18 protein-coding genes and 1 tRNA gene are annotated in these 19,453 nt (G+C 43.4%); 10 read left to right on the top strand and 9 right to left on the bottom strand.

Going from position 1 to position 19,453, the window contains the following annotated elements:
* The 3 genes from HMPREF2626_RS10155 to HMPREF2626_RS07870 form a co-directional block, all read left to right on the top strand.
* Nucleotides 1-433, top strand: a 433-nt coding sequence (locus HMPREF2626_RS10155; protein ID WP_168162725.1) for a hypothetical protein, incomplete at its 5' end; no start/stop codon positions are given.
* Between the two features lie 15 nt (nt 434-448).
* Nucleotides 449-3,229, top strand: a complete 2,781-nt coding sequence (locus tag HMPREF2626_RS07875; protein WP_070619778.1) for a vWA domain-containing protein — start codon at nt 449-451, stop codon at nt 3,227-3,229.
* A gap of 233 nt (nt 3,230-3,462) precedes the next feature.
* Complete coding sequence (locus HMPREF2626_RS07870; protein WP_070619775.1) at nt 3,463-3,993, top strand: PGAP1-like alpha/beta domain-containing protein; 531 nt, start codon at nt 3,463-3,465, stop codon at nt 3,991-3,993.
* A 418-nt stretch (nt 3,994-4,411) separates the two neighbouring features.
* Here the strand turns inward: HMPREF2626_RS07870 and HMPREF2626_RS07865 are convergent, their stop codons facing one another.
* From HMPREF2626_RS07865 to HMPREF2626_RS07835, 7 genes are all read right to left on the bottom strand, one after another.
* Nucleotides 4,412-5,230: a hypothetical protein gene (locus tag HMPREF2626_RS07865; protein WP_070619772.1), complete on the bottom strand. Its 819-nt coding sequence runs from the start codon at nt 5,228-5,230 to the stop codon at nt 4,412-4,414.
* Between the two features lie 4 nt (nt 5,231-5,234).
* On the bottom strand, nt 5,235-6,092 hold the full coding sequence (locus HMPREF2626_RS07860) for a glycerophosphodiester phosphodiesterase family protein (protein ID WP_070619770.1): 858 nt from the start codon (nt 6,090-6,092) through the stop codon (nt 5,235-5,237).
* A gap of 1 nt (nt 6,093) precedes the next feature.
* Complete coding sequence (locus HMPREF2626_RS07855; protein ID WP_070619767.1) at nt 6,094-7,821, bottom strand: ABC transporter permease; 1,728 nt, start codon at nt 7,819-7,821, stop codon at nt 6,094-6,096.
* Nucleotide 7,822: 1 nt separating this feature from the next.
* Nucleotides 7,823-8,845 (bottom strand): ABC transporter ATP-binding protein, encoded by a 1,023-nt coding sequence (locus tag HMPREF2626_RS07850; RefSeq protein ID WP_070619764.1) that lies wholly within the window; start codon nt 8,843-8,845, stop codon nt 7,823-7,825.
* A gap of 58 nt (nt 8,846-8,903) precedes the next feature.
* Nucleotides 8,904-9,989, bottom strand: a complete 1,086-nt coding sequence (locus tag HMPREF2626_RS07845) for an extracellular solute-binding protein (RefSeq protein WP_070619761.1) — start codon at nt 9,987-9,989, stop codon at nt 8,904-8,906.
* A 263-nt stretch (nt 9,990-10,252) separates the two neighbouring features.
* Nucleotides 10,253-11,356: a hypothetical protein gene (locus tag HMPREF2626_RS07840; RefSeq protein ID WP_070619757.1), complete on the bottom strand. Its 1,104-nt coding sequence runs from the start codon at nt 11,354-11,356 to the stop codon at nt 10,253-10,255.
* Nucleotides 11,343-11,879 carry a sigma-70 family RNA polymerase sigma factor gene (locus HMPREF2626_RS07835; protein WP_070619754.1) on the bottom strand — a complete coding sequence of 179 codons (537 nt, stop codon included), beginning with the start codon at nt 11,877-11,879 and terminating at the stop codon, nt 11,343-11,345. Before HMPREF2626_RS07835 ends, HMPREF2626_RS07840 begins: the two co-directional genes overlap by 14 nt.
* Nucleotides 11,880-12,597: 718 nt before the next feature.
* Here HMPREF2626_RS07835 and HMPREF2626_RS07830 point away from each other — a divergent pair.
* The 3 genes from HMPREF2626_RS07830 to HMPREF2626_RS07820 all read left to right on the top strand — a co-directional run bounded on the left by HMPREF2626_RS07830 (nt 12,598) and on the right by HMPREF2626_RS07820 (nt 13,855).
* Nucleotides 12,598-13,197 carry a GNAT family N-acetyltransferase gene (locus HMPREF2626_RS07830; protein ID WP_070619751.1) on the top strand — a complete coding sequence of 200 codons (600 nt, stop codon included), beginning with the start codon at nt 12,598-12,600 and terminating at the stop codon, nt 13,195-13,197.
* Nucleotides 13,198-13,277: 80 nt separating this feature from the next.
* A complete protein-coding gene (locus HMPREF2626_RS07825) occupies nt 13,278-13,529 on the top strand; it encodes a hypothetical protein (RefSeq protein WP_070619748.1) in 252 nt (83 codons plus the stop codon).
* Complete coding sequence (locus HMPREF2626_RS07820) at nt 13,523-13,855, top strand: type II toxin-antitoxin system PemK/MazF family toxin (protein ID WP_070619745.1); 333 nt, start codon at nt 13,523-13,525, stop codon at nt 13,853-13,855. The genes HMPREF2626_RS07825 and HMPREF2626_RS07820 overlap by 7 nt, the downstream gene beginning before the upstream one ends.
* Nucleotides 13,856-13,968: 113 nt before the next feature.
* Here HMPREF2626_RS07820 and HMPREF2626_RS07815 read toward each other — a convergent pair whose 3' ends face one another.
* Nucleotides 13,969-15,063, bottom strand: coding sequence for a glycerol dehydrogenase (locus HMPREF2626_RS07815; RefSeq protein ID WP_070619742.1), 1,095 nt, complete (start codon nt 15,061-15,063; stop codon nt 13,969-13,971).
* A gap of 327 nt (nt 15,064-15,390) precedes the next feature.
* Here HMPREF2626_RS07815 and HMPREF2626_RS07810 point away from each other — a divergent pair, with 327 nt between their 5' ends.
* Complete coding sequence (locus HMPREF2626_RS07810; RefSeq protein ID WP_070619739.1) at nt 15,391-15,750, top strand: glutamine amidotransferase-related protein; 360 nt, start codon at nt 15,391-15,393, stop codon at nt 15,748-15,750.
* 619 nt (nt 15,751-16,369) lie between these two features.
* Here the strand turns inward: HMPREF2626_RS07810 and HMPREF2626_RS07805 are convergent.
* Nucleotides 16,370-16,441: transfer RNA gene (locus tag HMPREF2626_RS07805), tRNA-Arg, on the bottom strand.
* A 134-nt stretch (nt 16,442-16,575) separates the two neighbouring features.
* Between HMPREF2626_RS07805 and clpP the strand changes: the two genes are divergently transcribed.
* From clpP to HMPREF2626_RS07790, 3 genes are all read left to right on the top strand, one after another.
* Nucleotides 16,576-17,172: an ATP-dependent Clp endopeptidase proteolytic subunit ClpP gene (gene clpP / locus HMPREF2626_RS07800; RefSeq protein WP_067976413.1), complete on the top strand. Its 597-nt coding sequence runs from the start codon at nt 16,576-16,578 to the stop codon at nt 17,170-17,172.
* Nucleotides 17,173-17,393: 221 nt separating this feature from the next.
* Nucleotides 17,394-18,230, top strand: a complete 837-nt coding sequence (locus HMPREF2626_RS07795; RefSeq protein WP_070619736.1) for a helix-turn-helix transcriptional regulator — start codon at nt 17,394-17,396, stop codon at nt 18,228-18,230.
* 43 nt (nt 18,231-18,273) lie between these two features.
* Nucleotides 18,274-19,443, top strand: a complete 1,170-nt coding sequence (locus HMPREF2626_RS07790) for a Gfo/Idh/MocA family protein (protein WP_070619734.1) — start codon at nt 18,274-18,276, stop codon at nt 19,441-19,443.
* Nucleotides 19,444-19,453 lie beyond the last annotated feature (10 nt).

Genomic DNA, 19,453 nt, shown 5'->3' with positions numbered 1-19,453 from the left:
CAATGATCCAAAAGGTAAAGATGATACGCCAACGCCACCAGTAAACAATGTTCCAAAGCGTAAAGATGATACGCCAACGCCACTAGTAAATAATAATCCAAAGCGTAAAGATGATACGCCAATGCCATCAGTAAACAATATTTCTACACCAGTAGGTAAGACTGACAAAATTAGTACAAGACTTATTCAGAGAAAAACTTCTGTGTCTCCTTCAATTACATTAAAAGTGGATTCTAGTAATTCAGATAAAAAACAAGTAATGAAGCAATCAAATCAAGAGAAAGCTAATGCTAAAGCACTCGCTACTAGTGTAAGTTCAAATTTACAAAAATTACCTCTAACCGGAGCTTCAATTCCAGAATTCATGAATTCATTGGGAATCCTACTTAGTTCAGTGGGCATATCGTTTCTTTTTAAGGCACCTAAAAAATAAATAATGGAGGAAGCCATGTTAGGATTAAATAATTTGAAAGAAAAACAGTCAAGACAATATAATCAATGTTTTCGGTACTGTATTAAAAAATTATCAATTGGTGTAGTTTCATGTGCAGTAGCGTCTTGTTTCGCTATGAACTCTATTGATTCAGTTCAAGCTGAAGGTATAGATGATATTAACATGTCTGAAAGTAAGGAAGATAAGGCGAACCTTCGTACAGAAAGTTTTAATAAGGCAACGGTTGTGTCATCAATAGAGAGTGAAAATTCTAAACTAGCAATTAACTCATTTTTAAATAAAAGTGAGGATGATCCCACTGTTGGCGAATCACTTGGGAAGTCATATGAAGATAAAAAAGAATCTGAAAGAGAAAGAAAAACAGAGAATCTAGAAAATACAAATTATATTCAGAATGAAGAACTTAATATCCCAGAAATTTCTATTCAATGGGAAGATAATAGCGATCCTTTAGCCGTTGCTAAAGACATTCAAAAACAATTAGATCAGTCTATTAATCCCTATCTACAAAATTTATATTCTAAAGATGAATTAAATAAAATAAGATCAGAATTTAATATTAATGAAGATTCTGGTGAACGCCGAATATACCTAGATTACAAAGATGGAAGAAAAGAATTTATTCCTTTTAGTGTTAGAATTAATCGAAATCAGACAAAAACAATGGCTGATCAATTTGATCTTACAATTCCTGCAACAGTTATTGAAATGGATAGTTTGACAGATGTTGTTGGAACACATAATAAGATTGTTAATTATGCTTTTGACTTCATTCGAAAAAATGAGAAGAAGAAAGAAGGCAAACTAATTAGTGAGATTCTTAATGAAGAAGCTCTTACAATTTCTGCACAAGCTTCAGGTAAGAATACAGTTAAAGTTAATTTTATTGACGGTTCAAGCAAGGAATTAACATTTGAAGCAATTCTAGCAGTTTTGGATAGTGATGGTGACGGATTGCCAGATTATCTTGAAGAGCACTATAGGACTAATAAATTTAAAATTGATACAGATGATGATCAGCTGACTGATTTTATTGAAATCTCTCGTACTTTTACGAATCCTTTGCTCGCTGACACGGATGGAAATGGTGTTCCCGACGCAAGTGAAGATAGTGATAAAGATGGTTTAACAAATATTGAAGAAGTAGAAACTTATCAGACGAATCCAGGTTTTGACGATAGTGACTACGATGGCTTAAAAGATGGTGAAGAAGTTAAAATTCATCATACTGATCCTTTTAAAGTAGACACCGATGGAGATGGAGCTAGTGATGGGTGGGAAGTTAAGCATGGGGCCAATCCTACGACATTTGATCACTTATTGAAAGTTTCAGAAAGTTTCAAAGATGATAGAGGCGTGACAGTTACAGTAACAAGTAAACTACCGGGTCAAAAAGCTGAAAAATTAAAAATCAACAAAGTTAATAATTTACTACTTCCTGAAACTCTACCGGGGTTAATGTCAAATCCGGTTAGCGTTAACATGGTAACGCCTAAAGATTTTGCCAATATTAAATTTGAATTTGAACTAGATATTCAAAAAAATGAAGACGGAAGTTATGTTACTCCTACTATCTATTCCTTTAATGAAAGTTTACAAAGCTTAGAAGAAGTGAATACTAGATTTAGTCTTTATCCAAATAAAAACGGAAAACTAGAAGCAGTTGCTAAATTACTTAAACCATCTACTTACTTACTGGCAGATAAAACACAAGTACATCTAGATAAACAATATATTTGGGATGATGTTAATTTCTTAAAAGATAATCCCAATATTATTTTTACTATTGATACATCCAAAAGTATGGATTGGAATGATAAAAATAATGATAGATATAAATTTATAAATGAACTAGTTACTTCTATCCAAAATGATAAAGCCATAAAAAATGGAATAGGAGTTGTTACTTTTGATGATACTGCTGAAATAAAAGTAGATATGAATCTTCCCACTTCAAGAGTTATTAGTTTTTTAAATGAAAATAAGACCAACAATGGAGGTACAGAACTTATTGAAGGCTTACAGATTTCACTTAATCAATTTGAATATCTTAAATCAAATCAGCATAGTGAAAACAGAAGTATAATTCTTTTAACAGATGGAGTGGCTAAGATTTCTGATAATTCCAAGATTATAGATTTGGCTAAAGAAAAAGCTGTTAAAATTTATGTAATTGCACTAGCTAATGTTGATAAATATAATGATATCCTTAGAGATATTGCACATAAGACAGGAGGACTTTTCTTCTATGCTACAGATATTTCAGATTTGAATATTTTAGGAGAACAATTAAAATATAATAGCAAAGACAGCAATCGAGATGGAATTAGCGATAATATTATTCGGGCTATTATAAAAAATAAATCTAAGTCTAAGGCATCTTTGGTACGTACTGGACTTAATGTCTATGAGGAATTTTTTAAAGATTTTGTAGAAAAGAATATAGAGAAGCAAAATCCTACAGATGAAGAGATACTAGACTATTTGATAAATGATCTGCCTAAAGATATGGATAAAGATGGATTACTAAATGGAGAAGAATTAATTACTGTAAATGATGAAACAGGTAGTCATTTAAAAGTAGATTTTGATCCAAATTCATTAGATAGTGACATGGATGGGGTTATTGATTCTAATGATGAAGAACCATTATACTGGAATATAGGAGATAGAGATTTAGCGATAATGGCTCAATTAGCTTATCTTAGTAAAAATGAGTATGAAAATTTAAAAAAATTAAATTTAACAGGTCTAGAAAAAAATTACAAGGTATAAATTTTAAAACAGAATCGTCCGGGTCTGATGTAGGAATTTTAGAAAAATTTGACACTGAGTTTAAAGAGTATCCATATGAATATATTGTAGGTGTAGCTGATAATAAAGATCAAATACCCGAACCAGTATCTTCGATATTCCATTCCAATATTATTGCATTTAAAAATAATGAGTCAAATAATAATGAAAATTCAACAATAATATTATCTTATAGAGGGACGAGTGAGGAGGATTTGTTCAAAAAAGGATATGAATTACTCCTTATTAATTATCCAATAATAAATGGTAATCATCCTTATGTGGCCAGCGCGATTTCTTTTGCTCTTGAGCAAATAAAAGGATTTAAGAATATTTATGTAGTGGGGCACTCCTTAGGGGGATTCTTAGCAGAAGCTGTTGCAAAAGAACTATATAAAAAAGGGAATAGTGCAACTAGTTTGGTAACGTTTGATAACCCAGGTTTAGCAAATCATTTAACAAAATCGTTAGATACAGAGAATGATTCAGAAGAAAATAAAAATAATATTACTGAGCATTTAAAAAATTATGATGTTAAATTAAGTGAATTTATATCATTTGGGAAAGAGAAAGATTATAAATCATATAAGATAAATGGGCCATTTAATAATTTTTTATATTCAATAGGTGTTCATCCTTCTAATTTAATAGCAAAAGATAGACATAATAAGGCCGTTGATTCTAATGAACATAGTATGTCCCACTTTTTCTACTATTTAGAACAAGGCGAAAGAAAACATCAATAATGATGAAGAGAGTTTAATGGAAATCGTTAAATATTGCTTTAACCGCCTATGAATTCAATAAAATATTTATTGCATATGTCGATTATAAAAGGTTTCAAAGTTTCGTTGAAAAGAGACCACCTTTTATAAGAACTAAGAGTTATATCTACTCTTATTCATACTGCTTTACGATTATAGTTTGTCCCATTTAAGGACTTTTGCCTCCCACATTTATAGCATATACTTTGAAGTCAAAACAACCAACAAGAGGTTCTGCTAGTGTTGAATCAAGAAAACAAACTTGTCGATTGTAGATGATCAACTAAATTTCCGACCATAACCAAGAAAAATCCACAGAAAAAGCGATCCCATCCCTCTACCCAGCAATAGCTGGGTAGAGGGATGGGATCGCTTTTTTATAAAGCTCGGTCAGCAGCTCCTAGACTCGAAAGCGCACATAGGCCCGGTCATCAAAGGACGCGGATTGCCCCTGGCCTCTGGTCGCAATGTGCTGGTCAATCAAGTGGGGGTCGGCGGCCAAGAGCTCTTGGAGCTTGTTTTCGCTAGCTTCTAGGCTCGGTGCGAGCTCGGGGTAGCCGTTGCTGGCGAGGACAATCTCGACACTGTCCTTCCTGCCTACTGGGATAATCTGGATGAGGTCTGCCGGTATGGGATCGCCGTTGAGGATGGCGTAGCCATAAGGACTGTCGCTTTGGTTGGCGAATTCACTGGCCCGCACCAGCCAGGGCAGGATTTGCAGGCGGGCGCTGTCTTCTTGGTCGAAGTAAATAGCGGGCTTCTTTTGATCAATCCGCATTTCGGTGTAGGCGATGAGGCGGCGCATGTGGGCGAGAACCTGGTCAGCGGGGCGAGCTTTTTGGTAGAGCTGGCCATCAACCAGAGCTTGGCAGTCGCCGATCAGCCAGATTTCCTGGCGGTTTCGGCTATAGATGACGGCCACAGCTTGGAGGCCAACTGCTTTCAGTTTCGGGTCAATTGCTTTGGCGGCATAGTAGTCCCGGATGCTGAGGTTGACTTCCTGGATGAACTGCGAGTAGCTAGCCCTGGGGTGGAGGTCCGCTAAGACTTGCTGAATCATTTGTGCAGCCAGCTTACCTGGGCGCTGGCCGTCGAAGCAGATTGAGCTCTTCGCTGATTCGCCGTCAATCACGGCGATAAAGTCCTCGGAGGTGTAGATGATATCCTCACAAGACCGAGGGCCATCCTTACCTTGGAGAAATTGTTCAATAATCTGCATACCATCACTCACACTTCTTGCCTTGGCTACGGAAGTCCGCCATAAAGTTGGGCCAGTCCGTGATAAAGGCATTAGTGCCGTGGCCAAGCATGGCTCTCCAAACCTCATAGCCAGTTTCACCTAGAAGGGCTTCTTGGTCACTGTAGTCCAGGTAGAGGTGGGGCTGCTTGCCTAGTTTCTCCGAGTTGACGGTGAGAATATAGCCCTTCTCGAGGAGGTCCTGGCGCCAAGCGGAATCCATTAGATCATTCGTTTGGCCCTTAACAATCAGTTCAAAGCCGACCAGGTGGATGCTGTCATACTTGACCACTTCTTCCACCTGCGCCTGACTGTGGATAATGGCCATATAGTTCAGGGGCAGGTTGACCTGGTTGAGGGCCTGGAGGGGGCCTTCCTCCACCTGTGACTTAAAGAGGAGTTGGTCCGCCTTGCCTGAATTCCTGATGATGTCAATAAAGGCTTCATCCCCAAAATAAGCCCAGGCCCGGTCAATATTGACCAGGTAATTTGCCGGTAGCCAGTCTAGGAAGTCGGCCAGGCGTTCGGGATAGAAGCCCGATGGGTCGCCAGTGGAATTGGTATATTCCAGTTGGTCAATCAGACTAGAGGGCAGTTCGGAGAAGTCCTTGCCCAGAATACCGAGCAGGCTGGCCTCATTCTCATTATGGAAGAGATAGTAGACCCCGTCGCTGGACCGGCAGACATCGACTTCCACCACGTCCGCTCCGGTTCGCTTGGCAAGGACTGCCGCCTGCCGGGTGTTCTGGATAACATTCCCGCCCCAGAAGCCGCGGTGGGCCATGATGAGGAAGTCAGTTCCTTGTAAACGGTCTGTAAATTTATTCAGTGGTGCTTGTTTCATCTTATTTCTTGCCTCCAAGTGTCCGATTGGCTCCCCGCCCGTAGACGAAGTAGATTACTAGGGTATTAATCACCATTAAGAGTACTGAGTATACCAAGTTGATAGCTTTGGCGTCAATGGTCGACGAGGGGTCGGAGTTGGCCCGGATAATTATCCCGAGGGTTTCGCTCCCTGGCTGGAAGAGGAAGGCTGACATATTGTATTCAGCCAGATTGCTGTTGAAGTTCAAGGCAATCAAGGCCAGGGCTGTTGGCATGAGAGCCGGCAGGATGACCTTCCAGAAGGACCGCATGCTGGAAGCCCCTAAGATTTTAGAAGCATCTTCGAGGTTGGAGTCAAAAGAATAATAGGCACTCTTTAGATAACGCATGGTATTGGGCAGGAGAATAACCATGTAAGCGATGGGAAGAATCCACTGCGACCCGATGACGGATTGGCCGATGAGTAGGGGGTGGGGCCGGTCATAGGTTAGGATATAGCCCAGGGCAATCATGATGGTAGGGAAGAGCCAGGGAATGTAATAGGTGTATTCCATAGCTGTTCGGAAGATGCCACTCTTCTTCTGCATAATCCAGCGCACCAGGAGGAGCATTAGAAGTACGGACCCAACCGCCGCAAAGGCAGAGAAGGCTGCTGAACGCAGGAGGGGCTCATAGGTAGCGGGATTGGTGATGATCTTACTGTAGTGCTCCAGGGTGAAGCCTGAGAGTGACAGCTTAGAAGCTGCAATCGAAGCTGTATCCATAAAGGAGAAGAGGATCACAAAGACGATAGGCAAGGTATAAATCACAAAGAGGGCCCAAGAGACAATATGGACAATTAGATTAGCCGTCGGATTATTAATCTTTTGCTTGACTAACTTTCCCTTGGTCTTTGAAATCGAGAGATAGTTACCCTTGCGCTCGTTGGCTGTAATAACAAAGAGTAAGAGTATTTGTGCAGCCCCGAGGATAATGGAAAGCAAGGCAGCAATATCACGTGATGCTGGCCGTCCGGAGAAGGTTAGAATCATGGGCGCAATGGTCTGGAAATCTTTGCCTCCAACCATTAAGGGCGCTGAGAAGGCACCCAGACCAGTGGCGAAGGTCATGACAATCAAGGTCAGAAAAGTAGGCTTAAAAGTAGGTAGCACAACTTTCTTTAGGATAGACCATTGACTGTCTCCCAAGTTTTTGGCGGCATCAATGGTATTGTTATCCAAGCTGCGTACAGCATTGCTCAAGAAGAGCATGTGGTTAGAGGTACAGGCAAAGGTCATCACCAGGAGGACCGCTGGAAAACCCGTGAACCAGGCTGTATTCATATTAGGAAAGAAATTGTTCAGAAACTTAGTAATGACACCTTCTTGGCCATAGAGGTAGAGCCAACCATTGGCTACAATCAATCCGCTAAAGACTAGAGTCGACATAAAGCCGACTTTAAGAATTTTTGACCCTTTAATATCGAAGTATTCGGTGACTAAGACGATAAAGGTGCCGACGATATTTACTGTGAAGGTCAAGACAACTGCCAAGAGGAAAGAGTTGCCCACGGACTTGAGAGCCCGCTCGGAATCCAAAATCTTATCAATCGCTGTAAAAGAGAAGCTACCGTCTTGGACAAAGGTCTGTAAAAAGACGCCAACCAGCGGATAGACTAAGAAGGTAATGGCGAACCAAATTAAAAAGACAATAAAGATAATCTTGAAGAGATTGAGGTCATTGGATTGTTTCTTGAATAATTTGTCCATCTTAGACCACCTCATAGCTTAGAATGTCTTCCGGATGAATGAGTAAAGTCACCGTATCGCCAATGCCAAATCTAGAATTCCGGTCTTCTTTATTAATCACCTCAAGCAAGTCGCTACCGTTGACATCAACAAAGAGGCTGCTGAAAGATCCCTTGTAGCCGACACGTTGGACGGTTCCGGTCACTTTAGCTGTATTGCCTTCATCGACACTGTAGAAGCGGATCTTTTCGGGACGGATGTAATGGCGCAGCTTGGGATCAAGCTGGGCTGGAATCTGCTCATTAATGCTCTGGACTAAGCCATCGTTTAATAAGTTCGATTCACCAATAAAGTCGCAGACGAATTCAGTTGCTGAATGGTTGTAAATTTCTTCAGGGGTACCGATTTGTTCGATAAAACCTTTATTAAAGACGGCAATATGGTCAGAAAGTTCGAGCGCTTCTTCCTGGTCGTGGGTCACATAGATAGCAGTCATGCCCGTTTCGCGTTGGATACGTTTGAGCTCCACCCGCAATTGCTTTCTGAGCTTAGCATCCAGGTTGGACAAGGGTTCGTCAAAGAGAACGACATCTGGACGCATGGCCAGGGCACGAGCAATGGCGACCCGCTGTTGCTGGCCCCCAGATAATTCAGATACGTTTTTTTCTAATTGTTCGGGCGTCATGTCCACGAGTGCAGCGAGTTCCATGACCCGTTTTTTGATGTCTTCTTTGCTGACTTTCTTTACTTCCATCCCATAAGCGATGTTGTCGTAGACACTCATGGTAGGGAAGAGAGCGTAAGATTGGAAGACCATGCCTAGTTCACGCTTTTCAACTGGTACATGGGTCAGGTCACGATCATTGAGGACGATCTTCCCTTTAGAAGGAAATTGGAAGCCCGCAATCGCTCGGAGGGTGGTCGTCTTCCCGCAGCCAGATGGCCCGAGCAGGGTAAAGAATTCGCCATCCTGAATCTCTAAGTTGACCCCATCAATAGCAACAAAGTCACCGTATTTTACTTGTAAATCTTCGACTAATAACATATTTTTTCTCCTTTAAATAAATGACAGGGGAAAAATGGCTTTCCCCTGTGGCATTATGTCATGGTAAGATGTCTAATTCGACTTTTTCAATCCAGGCGTCGATGTTTTCGTTGATGAAGTCCCAATCGACACGCTTAGCTGTGGTTTGTTCCATTAATTCTTTCATACGGTCAGAGGCACCGTCTTGGGCCTTAGGGTTCACAGGCCAGGTCCCAAATTCCTTGGCCCATTCCCGTTGGATGTCAGCTGAACCAAACCAGTTGACAAATTTCTCAGCAGTCTCGTAGTTGTGGTCGTCGCCTTTGTTTACAATACCGATTTGTTCGGACATGGAGAAGACACCGCCTTCACTATTAATTGGTTGAGCTTTGAAGCCGTATTCTTCTTCAGCTGCTGGAATACCTGACGAATAGTAGTAAGAGATTGGCGTGGTCCCATCAGCGAATAGTTGGAGGGCTTCTTCTGACTCAGAAGGCATATAGCCGTTGTCGAACCATTGTTGAAGGGTATTCCAACCTTCTTCAGAGATGCCGAGTTCACCGTTTTCATCACGGTAATTGAAGAGGACGCTCATGGTTGCCTTTTGGTCGGTACCACCGCCAACGCCAGCAGGTACCCGGTATTTTTCCTTAAGGGCCTCGTCTTTAGCAGGTTCTTCCCAAGACTTAGGCAGGTCTGCTTCATCGATATGGTCTGGATTAGCGATCATAAAGATCCGTTGCTCAACCAATGGGGCATAGGCTTCCTTGTTTTGAAGCATTTCTTCAGGAATATCAGCTACCCAGTCTGCTGTGTAATTGTGGAGGATGCCCTCTTCGTCTAACTTCTTGAAGTAGCCTTCATCCATCCCAAAAGTGACGTCTGCTTGTGGGGCATTCTTCTCAGCCAAGAGCCGGTTATAGATATCACCGCCTCCTGCATCAACGAATTCAAGCTCCATACCTTCTTCGCTTGCTTTCTCTTTCAACCAGTCGCTACGGCCATCACTCAAGGAGTTGGAGTAGATAACGAGTTTAGAATCAGCTTCAGCAGCCCCCTCATTCGAAGAGGAAGCACTTGAACTTTCACCGCCGCCACCTGAACAAGCAGTTAACATAAGAGCTGAAGTTAACAGAACCCCAGCAGATTTAAGCCATTTTTTCATAAAATATAACCTCCAAAATAATCTTTAAATATGATCAGTTAACATCATACCTGAGGATTGTTTTTTTTTGTAAAAAAGATGTAAATTTTGTGTAAATTTTGCTGGCTCCAGACTATTTCTTATTTTAGATGTCAATAATTTATTTGAAGGACCCTATCCACAATAAAAAGCCTCATAGCGATTATCTGAAATCTTGATAGGAGGCTATGAGGCTAGGCCTTTTACAAGTAATCTGTTAAGAATGCTGCGACTTTTTAATCACTTTACTGTCTTCCCCCATCCAACTCAACCGTCACTGGTTCACCCAAGGAGGTCCGCTGGTCCCTTGCTATTCGACCGCTTTCTTCAGGTAGGGGGATCTTAAAGAGTTCCACTTGGATGGCGTCTTGCTTGATTAGGTCTTGGTAGGTCTCTTTGCTTCTGGCATCGCCTGAGAAGTCAAAGTTGGCTGCTTGGAAGTCGACTAGGCCGGGTGTGGCTGAGGCTTTCATTTCAGAAGCGCCTGTCAGGGTCAAGCGGCGGCCATCGGGGAGGATAAGGTCGGCTTCGATCATGGCGTCTTTAGCGTCTGCTTCAGGGATTTGAGCTTGGATTTGGGTTTTTAAGGGGTGGAGTTTGACGGCTTGGATGTTGACAGCGTCTTGCTTAGCTGGGGCGCCCTTATTGGGGTTAATATACCGGCTGCCCCCGTTTAAGTCTTCGGGGCGTCCGCTGAGGTCAAAGGCGGCGTCGTTCATGGAAATGACTTCCTTAGCATTCTTCATCAAGCCAGAAATCTGTAGGTAGATCTGGTTATTGGTCTGAAGCTCGACCGGTTCATCGAAGCTATAGGTCATGGTCGTTTGGTAGATGCCGTTATCCAACAAGCGCGCTGACCCAGCTGCTGAATTGATCCGGGTCGTTTTTCCATTAACGGCGATAGCCATGCCGACAAAGTCATAGAAATCTTGGGGAGATAAGGCTTCCGGCGATTCGACCAGGAAGGAAGCGGTCACGGAGTTCTCATCCAGAAGGGCATCTGCGAGCTTGACTTGGTGGTCGCCCATTTGGATGGTCTGTCCGACTGGGAAGGTCTTTTCATCCATGCCTCCGGCGCTGGCAGAGAGGGTAAAATGGGTGGTATCGATCAGCGACTTGACAGAAGCGGAGGCTTGCTGGCCCCAGGGGGTGAGGGTCAGTAAGGCGATGGCAAGCACTAGGCCTAGGATTAGGGGGCGTCGATAGGATTTGGTCTTTTCTTGGACGACAGAAGCCTGGAATTGAGCGTAGAGGCGGTCTTTTTGCTGGGTGGACAATTGTTCGTCGGGATAGTCCGATAAGTTCATCTTGGTCTGGTTGAGCAGTTGGTAGATCTTAGTCTTGTTCATGCTTTCTCTCTCCTTTTAATTTTTCGCGGCCGCGGTGGATACGCTGGTAGAGGGCATTGGGGCTCAGCTGGTGGGCCTGGGCCACTTCCTTGACGTCCTGCCCCTCGTAGAAGAGGGCGAGGAAGATGGCTTGGTCCTCCTCAGACAGGGACGAAATTAAATGCTCGAGGTCTTCTCTAAGGATCAACTGGTCGAGAATTTGCCTGTCCCCAGATTCATAGTGGTCGTCATAGGTCTCCTGCTGGGCAATGCGCCGGTTATCACGGACCAGATTCAAGGCCTTGTAGCGGGCGATGACGCCAATCCAGTTCTTGAAGGATGACTTCTTGGCGTCATAGGCAGCAATATGGTCCCAAATCGCTAAGAGGGTGTCGTTAAAACATTCTTCGTGGTAGGCCTCATAACCCTGGGCGTGGCGCTTAATGATCGCCATCAAAAGCCCGCCGTACTGGTCAATCACAGCGCGGATGCCGCTTTCCCTGCGGTGCTTAATCTGTTGGATAGTCCAAAAATCATTTAACATGGCCTGTCCTCCTTTCACTATGAATACACCAGCTAAGGGGCAATTCTTACACAAAATCGGAATTTTTTTGGATTTTTTGTCGACGAGGGAGCTAGCAGTGATGAACAAGTCTTAGGTCCACTATAACCTGTCCCAGCTCTTTTTGCATTCGTTATTATTGAGCAAATTTGCGTCGAAAGTGAGCATGGGAGGGGCTGATAAGTTTTGAAAAGCATCCTGAAGCTTGACCTAACAAGCTTTTAGAAAAATAGCGGAGTTTCTGCTTGTAGATTTAAATTTAGTTTGTAAGGTAATTCCCTTACGCGCACGCGCGCCTTTAATTTATTTTAATTCATTTTGTCAATTCGTTATTTGTAAACTTAGTAATTAGTATTTTGTTAGTTAGTACTTAGTAGTAGGCGATTTCCATCTACTAGCTTTTCTAGAACATGGAAAGTAAGAGAGAAGCTTTCCATGTTCTAGCTTTTCTCTCCCTAAACGCGACAAGCTTGTCACATTTAAATTCAAGCTAGGGAACATATAGAAAAAATTCTTTTTATGGGAAGAAGCAGATTGATTTATCTGCTTCAAACATCTAGGACCAGTAGTGATGCAAATTGAACAGCTTGCTTATTTGATAGATACCCCAATTAAAGAAAGCAAAGGAATTGTTTTTCAGCATAGCCTCTGTTAGACTAGGGTTTATCTTTAAGCCATAATAAATAAAGGAGGAAAAGTGATGCCATTAGAAATAAGACCTTACCAAGCGTCAGATTTTGATGCGGTTAAGGCCATGATCCAAGAAACCTGGTATCCTGATGTGACGACAGAAGACCCTGCTTTAGCCGCTCGCTTGGCTGATATTGATGCTAAGATGCGTTTGGAGATGGGAACTTTTGCCTTGGTGGCGGACTTTGATGGTGAGAGCCTGGGGATCTTTATCGGGGATGTCCAAGGGGCGGACAAGCTTCAAGCTCCGCTTGATTGGGAGGCCTATCTAGAAGAATTAGAGATTCAGGATAAGACCGTTCTCCAGGTGCTTGACCGTGAGCGTGAAGCTAATGCTTGCCTGGACCGCGGCCACCAAGAGGCCTACCAAGGCGTTCTCCAATTGTTTATCTTGAGCGCTCGGTCCCGGGGCAAAGGGATTGGTGGCAAGCTCTGGCGGGCAGGTTTGGAGGCCTTCCGCGATTACGGGGTGGATGACTTTATCCTCCACACGGATAGCGATTGCGATGTTAGCTTCTATGACTACAAGGGCTTAGTGGCTGATGAGCCTTTTAGCTTCGATGACAAGGACGCCTTCCAATACTTCCTCTACCACGGCAAGACTCGTTAAGTGACCCAGGGCGCATATGACACGCAGTCTAGCCTGTGTTATGATAGCATTGCCTGAAAGAATGAAGGAGGAGGCTGATCATGGTGAAGCAATTTTCTTCGCAAGTGATTCGGAAGGGGGACCGTCAAGCGATTCCTTTGAGTCAGCGGGCCTTAGACCTGTCAGATTTAGAAGTGGGCGACCAGGTTAATCTAACCATTGAGAAGGAATCGATTTTAGTGACCAAGAAAAAAAGCCCCCTCAAAGAAAAAATTCGCGCCTTTTACCAGGCTGGGGGGACTTATGAGGAAGGCCTGATCGATTACGGAGAAACTGCAGGTGAAGAATGGTAAAACAATTCGATATTGCGGTAATTGACCTCGATCCCGCCAGAGGCCATGAAAAAGGCAAGACACGTCCGGTTCTAATTGTCAGCAATGAAATGATGACGGAGAGTGCCGGCTTCGTCTGGGCCATGCCGATCACCGAGCGGGATGCTAAGTATCCCATGGACCTGAAGCTAAAAACCGAGAAAAATGCGGTCCAGGGAATTATCGATACGGTTCAAATCCGCTGCCTCGATTATGACAACCGCAATGGACGCGTGGTCGATCATTTGGTGGAGGACTTGCACCAGGATGTCCTGGATACCATTATGGCGCATATTGATCCTGATTGATATTAGAGAAGTTGAAGACTGGTCTTTTTGGGACCAGTCTTTTTTGTGCTAAAGAATTATTTTCAAATCAAAAAGCCTCTTACCGGCAAGTAAGAGGCTGATATTTTTAGCATTTATTCTAAGCTTTTAACATAGGCGTCGACTGCGATGAGGGCATCCGCGATATCTTCTGGTGTGAAATCCCCGACCATTTCGTGGATGGTTTCGCCGTCTTGGAGGGCGAGTTCACCGACTTTAACTAGGTCTTCATAGGATGTTTGGTCAAGTTTGAGTTCGGCAAGTGTGGTCGGAAGACCGACTGCTTGGTAGAAGTGGATGAAGCGGTCGATGATGGCCTTGTCAGCTTGTTCAAGGAAGAGTTGGGTGAGGGTGCCATAGACGACTTTTTCACCGTGTTGCATGTGGTGGATGTCCCCGCTGAGGGCGGTAAAGCCATTATGGATAGCGTGAGCAGCTGCTAATCCGCAACTTTCAAAGCCTAAGCCACTGAGTAAAGTATTAGCTTCAATGACGGCTTCCACAGCTAGGGTAACGCGCTGTTCTTTAACAGCAGATAGGGCAAGCTCGCCGTATTCAAAGAGGGTTTCCTGGCATTTTTCGGCGATGGCCTGGCCCGCTAAGCTAGCTTTTCCGCCTGCCATGGTTTTACCTTGGGCTTTGATAACAGATAAACCTTCCACACAGGTCGCCATAGCATCGCCGATTCCGGCCGCAAAGAGGCGAGCGGGAGCTTGGACGACAACGCTGCTGTCTACTAAGACGAGGTCAGGGTTTTTGTCATAGAAGCGGTAGCCTTCAAAGACCCCCTCATCACTGTAGATAACTGAAAGAGCAGAAGTTGGCGCATCGCTAGAAGCTAGGGTAGGCACAACGATAACAGCAATTTTAGCATTATCGCCGATTGCCTTGGCTGAATCGATGGTTTTCCCTCCACCTAAGCCAATCACGGCGTCGCAGGCTTTTTCTGTGGCGATTTCTGAGACACGGTCAATTTCGTTGACTGAGGCTTCACCGTTGAAGGGCACATGCTCCACTTCTAAGCCTTGGTTATTGAGGAAGTTATGGAACGATTCCCCGACAATTTCCCAAACGGTGTCATCACAGAGCAGGAGAGGGCGTTTAGTTAAGGCTTTGATGTAGTCAATTCCTGTTTTCAAGGCACCTTTCCCTTGAACATAACGTGATGGGCTCGCAAATACTCGATTCATATGAACTCCTCCTTGACATATGTTAATTATTTCACATGTTTATTTTAACACTTTTCGTGGAAATGATGAAGGAAAAAGACTAGAGAATTTCATAATGGGACCAATAATAGATAAATATAAAGGAAATGGTTACCATACGCCTAGCATGCTATAATAATTAAAAATTAAAAGCGATGGGAAAAGGACGCTCAGCTTAATCACAGATAGGATGACCTGTTATCTCTGACCAAGGCTGAGCGTCTTTTTATAGTTTGATTAGGGGTAGTTTCTTACAATTATTTCCTAGTCGCAGCCATCCATCGCCAATCAATAGAAATGAGAGACATCATGTTTTTGATGATTGACAATTACGATTCCTTTGTTTACAATTTAGCCGCCTACTTTAGGGAATTGGACGCTGACTTGGAGATCTTATCTGCCGCTGACTTGGAAGAGAGGAGAGCTGAGCTTGATCTGACGGCTTATGAGGGCCTTATCATTTCCCCTGGTCCCAAACGTCCTGAAGATGCGACAGTTTCACCTGACCTCTTCCAGCTAGCCCAGGGCAAACTGCCTATCTTAGGGATTTGTCTCGGCCACCAGGTGATTGCCTATGCTAGCGGGGCCCAGGTTGTTCGCGCGCCTCGTCCCCAAGGGGTAAAAGATAATTTTGCTCGCAATTATTTTTTAAGTCGGAGACATGTTTAAAGACATAGGGAAATAGATTATGAATGATAAAGTTTCTATAGTGAATGATAATTCCAATGATGTTAGGTCCAATTCTATTCAGTTTTGACCGAAAGAAAATTTATAATTTCTGGTCTGATTATCCCCACAAGTTAACGGCAAAGGAGAAACAGCTATTTGATGATGAGTTCCCAGACTTGACGAAGATGAAATAGCTGAGCATTATCTACATAGGAAGCTGCCCAATTCTGATTACTTCAATAACTAATATTTTAGATTCATTTGAACAGGTTGAGGACTTAGATCTACTAGCTATTGAAAGTGATGTTCATAAGCTTATTAGAAAGCTAACAGAAAGCAATGATGGCTTATTTCTATTAGAAAAGTGGCAGTTGGATGAATTGCTTGGCGAACGGTCTAACGAAGCTTGGAAGCTACTAACTGACATGCCCCTTGAGAAAGATGATTTCAATATTTATGTAGCTTTAGATCATGATGAGAGGGACCATTATGACCGTTGTCATCTAGAAGGCAAAATAAAAAGCACCTAATTTACTAGGTGCCAACTTACTCATTTAGCAGTGGGGATAGATAGATTCAACAATTTTAGGCTTTAATTCGAAGGTTTAAAGCTCATTTATACGCCCAGAGGGAATCGAACCCCCATCTCAAGAACCGGAATCTTACGTGATATCCATTACACTATGGGCGCAAAAATTAACAACAAAATTATTATACAATTTTTCCTTGGAAAATGCAAATCTTTTTTAGGACTTTTTGCTTGACCATTGTTGACCAACCGTGTATGATAGAATTAAACAATGTATAGGGAGGTAGTTTTAATTTATGAATTTAATTCCTACAGTAATCGAACAATCTTCGCGTGGTGAACGTGCTTATGATATTTATTCTCGCCTATTAAAGGACCGTATTATTATGATGTCTGGGGGAGTAGATGACAATATGGCGAACTCAATTATCGCCCAATTGCTCTTCCTGGATGCCCAAGATCCTGAAAAGGATATCTACATCTATGTCAACTCACCAGGTGGTTCTGTCACAGCTGGCCTTGCCATCTATGATACCATGAACTTTGTGAATGCAGATGTGGTAACTATTGTGACTGGTCTTGCGGCTTCTATGGGTTCTGTGATTGCCATGGCTGGTGAGAAGGGCAAGCGTTATGCCTTACCTAACTCTGAAATCTTGATCCACCAACCTTTAGGCGGGGTCCAAGGACAAGCCACTGAGATTGAAATCACTGCCCGTCATATCTTGAAGACCAAGAAGAACTTGAACCGGATTATTTCCGAAGCAACTGGTCAAGACATTGAAGTGGTTGAAAAGGATACCGACCGTGATAATTGGATGTCTGCTGAAGAAGCCAAGGAATATGGGATCATCGACCATATTATGACCTCCAATTCAGAATTACAAAAATAGTCGCTTGAGTCAAGCTGTGCGAACTGAGATTTTCTTGCACAACTTAACAAGTGAGACTAGCTATAGACTGGAGTTTTTCCAGTCTTTTTTTTACAAATAATCATGCTCAAATCATCACAAATAGCACTCTCAGTCAAAAAACAAGCGCTTTTAAACAGACTTATCTAATGATTAAAAGCGCTTTCTCTAGTATAATAAGAATGTACGAGGCAGGTGGCAGAATGGATGAAGAAATTTATGCGGGCTATGACCTGCAGGGCGGCGATGAGTGGTTAGAATTCCACACCCACCGCCAGCTGGAGATCTACCAGTTTATTGCTGGTTGCTGCTATTTTCAGATTGGCAGCCAGTTTTATGAGCTGGAGCCAGGGGATATTTTACTGATTGATGGCATGCGCCTCCACAAGGCTTTTGTCAAAGATGAGGGGGAGGTCTACCGACGCCATGTGGTGCATTTCACCCGGGAGTCGATCCAGCCCCTCTTGGCCAGCTTAGACGCTAGCCAGCTCCTGGAGCTCTTCAAGGAGGGCCAGGGGAGTCTCTACCGGATGACCAAGTCTTCGGACAAGGAAATTGTGGCTGAGAAGATGCGAGCTCTGGCGGAACTCACCCAGCTGGATTCCTCCTATGCCTTCCATGAGCAGCAGGTCAAGCTACAGATTGTGGACCTCTTGATGACCTTGGACCGGATGGACCACCAGTCGATTGTGGAAGTGAGTGCCCGCCAAGAAGAGCCCTTGCTCAGGGTCCAGGAGATTGCCTACTATTTGACCCAGCACTACCAAGAGAAGTTAGACTTGGATAAAATTGCAAGCGGTGTCAACCTGAGTAAGTCCTATGTCTCTCACTTGTTCCGTGAGGTGACCGGGATGACGGTGATCAATTTCCTCATGAAGTACCGCCTCTTACAGGCTCGCTATCATCTGATGATGAGCGATGATTTATCCATCCAGGAGATTGCCTTGGCGAATGGTTTTGAGAGCAATGCCCATTTTTCGCGTTATTTTAAGCAGAGTGTGGGCATGACCCCCAGCCAATTCCGCAAGGCTAACCGCTAAGTCGAAAAATATATTATAGAAGATAAATGAAGGAGATGTTATTATGGCAGACAAATTAAAATTCGCTATTATTGGTTTTGGGACACAGGGTTCAGCATACGGACGCTTTATTGATGAAGGCATGGTGCCTAGCATTGATTTAGTCGCTGTTTGTGATATTGATGAGGAACGTACTAAATTAGCTAAAGAACTCTACCCACAAGTAGAAACTTATTCTGACTACAAAGAATTAATCGATTCCGGCAAGGTGGAAGCAATTGTGACCACAGTGCCTCACTACCTCCACCCTGAAATGGCTATTTATGCCTTGAGCAAGGGCGTTCACGTCTTGAACGAAAAGCCTGCTGGGGTTTACACCAAACAAGTGAAGGAATTAAATGAATACGCTAAGACCGCAGATGCGACTTATGCGATTATGTTCAACCAACGGAATAATCCGCTCTACCAAAAGATTAAAGCGATTGTTGACTCTGGTGATTTAGGAAACCTTCGTCGTTCGAACTGGATCATTACCACTTGGTGGCGGCCACAAGCTTACTATAACCAAAGCGACTGGCGGGCAACTTGGGGCGGTGAAGGCGGCGGCGTCTTAGTGAACCAAGCCCCTCACCAATTAGACTTGATTCAATGGATTGCTGGTGTCCCTGAATCAGTTTATGCCATGGTTCAAGAAGGTTACCAACGCGAAATTGTCGTTGAAGACCAAGTCCATGCCATGCTCCGCTATGCTAATGGGGCAACAGGGGTCTTTGTGACTTCTACCAATGAAATCGCGGGCTCAGATCGCTTAGAACTTTACTTCGACAAGGGTAAAATTGTCGTTGATGACTCCCAAAAAGCAACGGTTTACCGCTTGAAGGAAACTGAACAAGAAATTAACAAGGAATTCGACGCCGCTAAGGTGAAGAGCATGATGGCTGGGGAAGATGTCTTCGGCGACCTCTTTGAAGCCGTTGATACCATTGAAGAAGACAATGTCTGGGGTGCCCAACACTCAGGCGTTATGGAAAACTTTGCCCAACATATCTTACACGGTAAGGACTTAATTGCACCAGGGGCAGAAGGAATCAATGGCGTGCGTCTGGCCAATGCTATCCAAATGTCAGGCTGGACAGGCGAAGAAGTGTCGATTAAGAACTTCGATGATGAAAAATTCCTTGGCATGTTGAACGAACATATCGCTGAAGAAGGTAAATTCGAACAACGCCAATAAGAAAGGAAGC

It is taken from the genome of Aerococcus sp. HMSC062A02, from assembly GCF_001809535.1.
GTDB lineage: Bacteria > Bacillota > Bacilli > Lactobacillales > Aerococcaceae > Aerococcus.
Note: the sequence above shows the minus strand (reverse complement) of the source record. Positions and strands in the feature narration are given on the sequence as shown.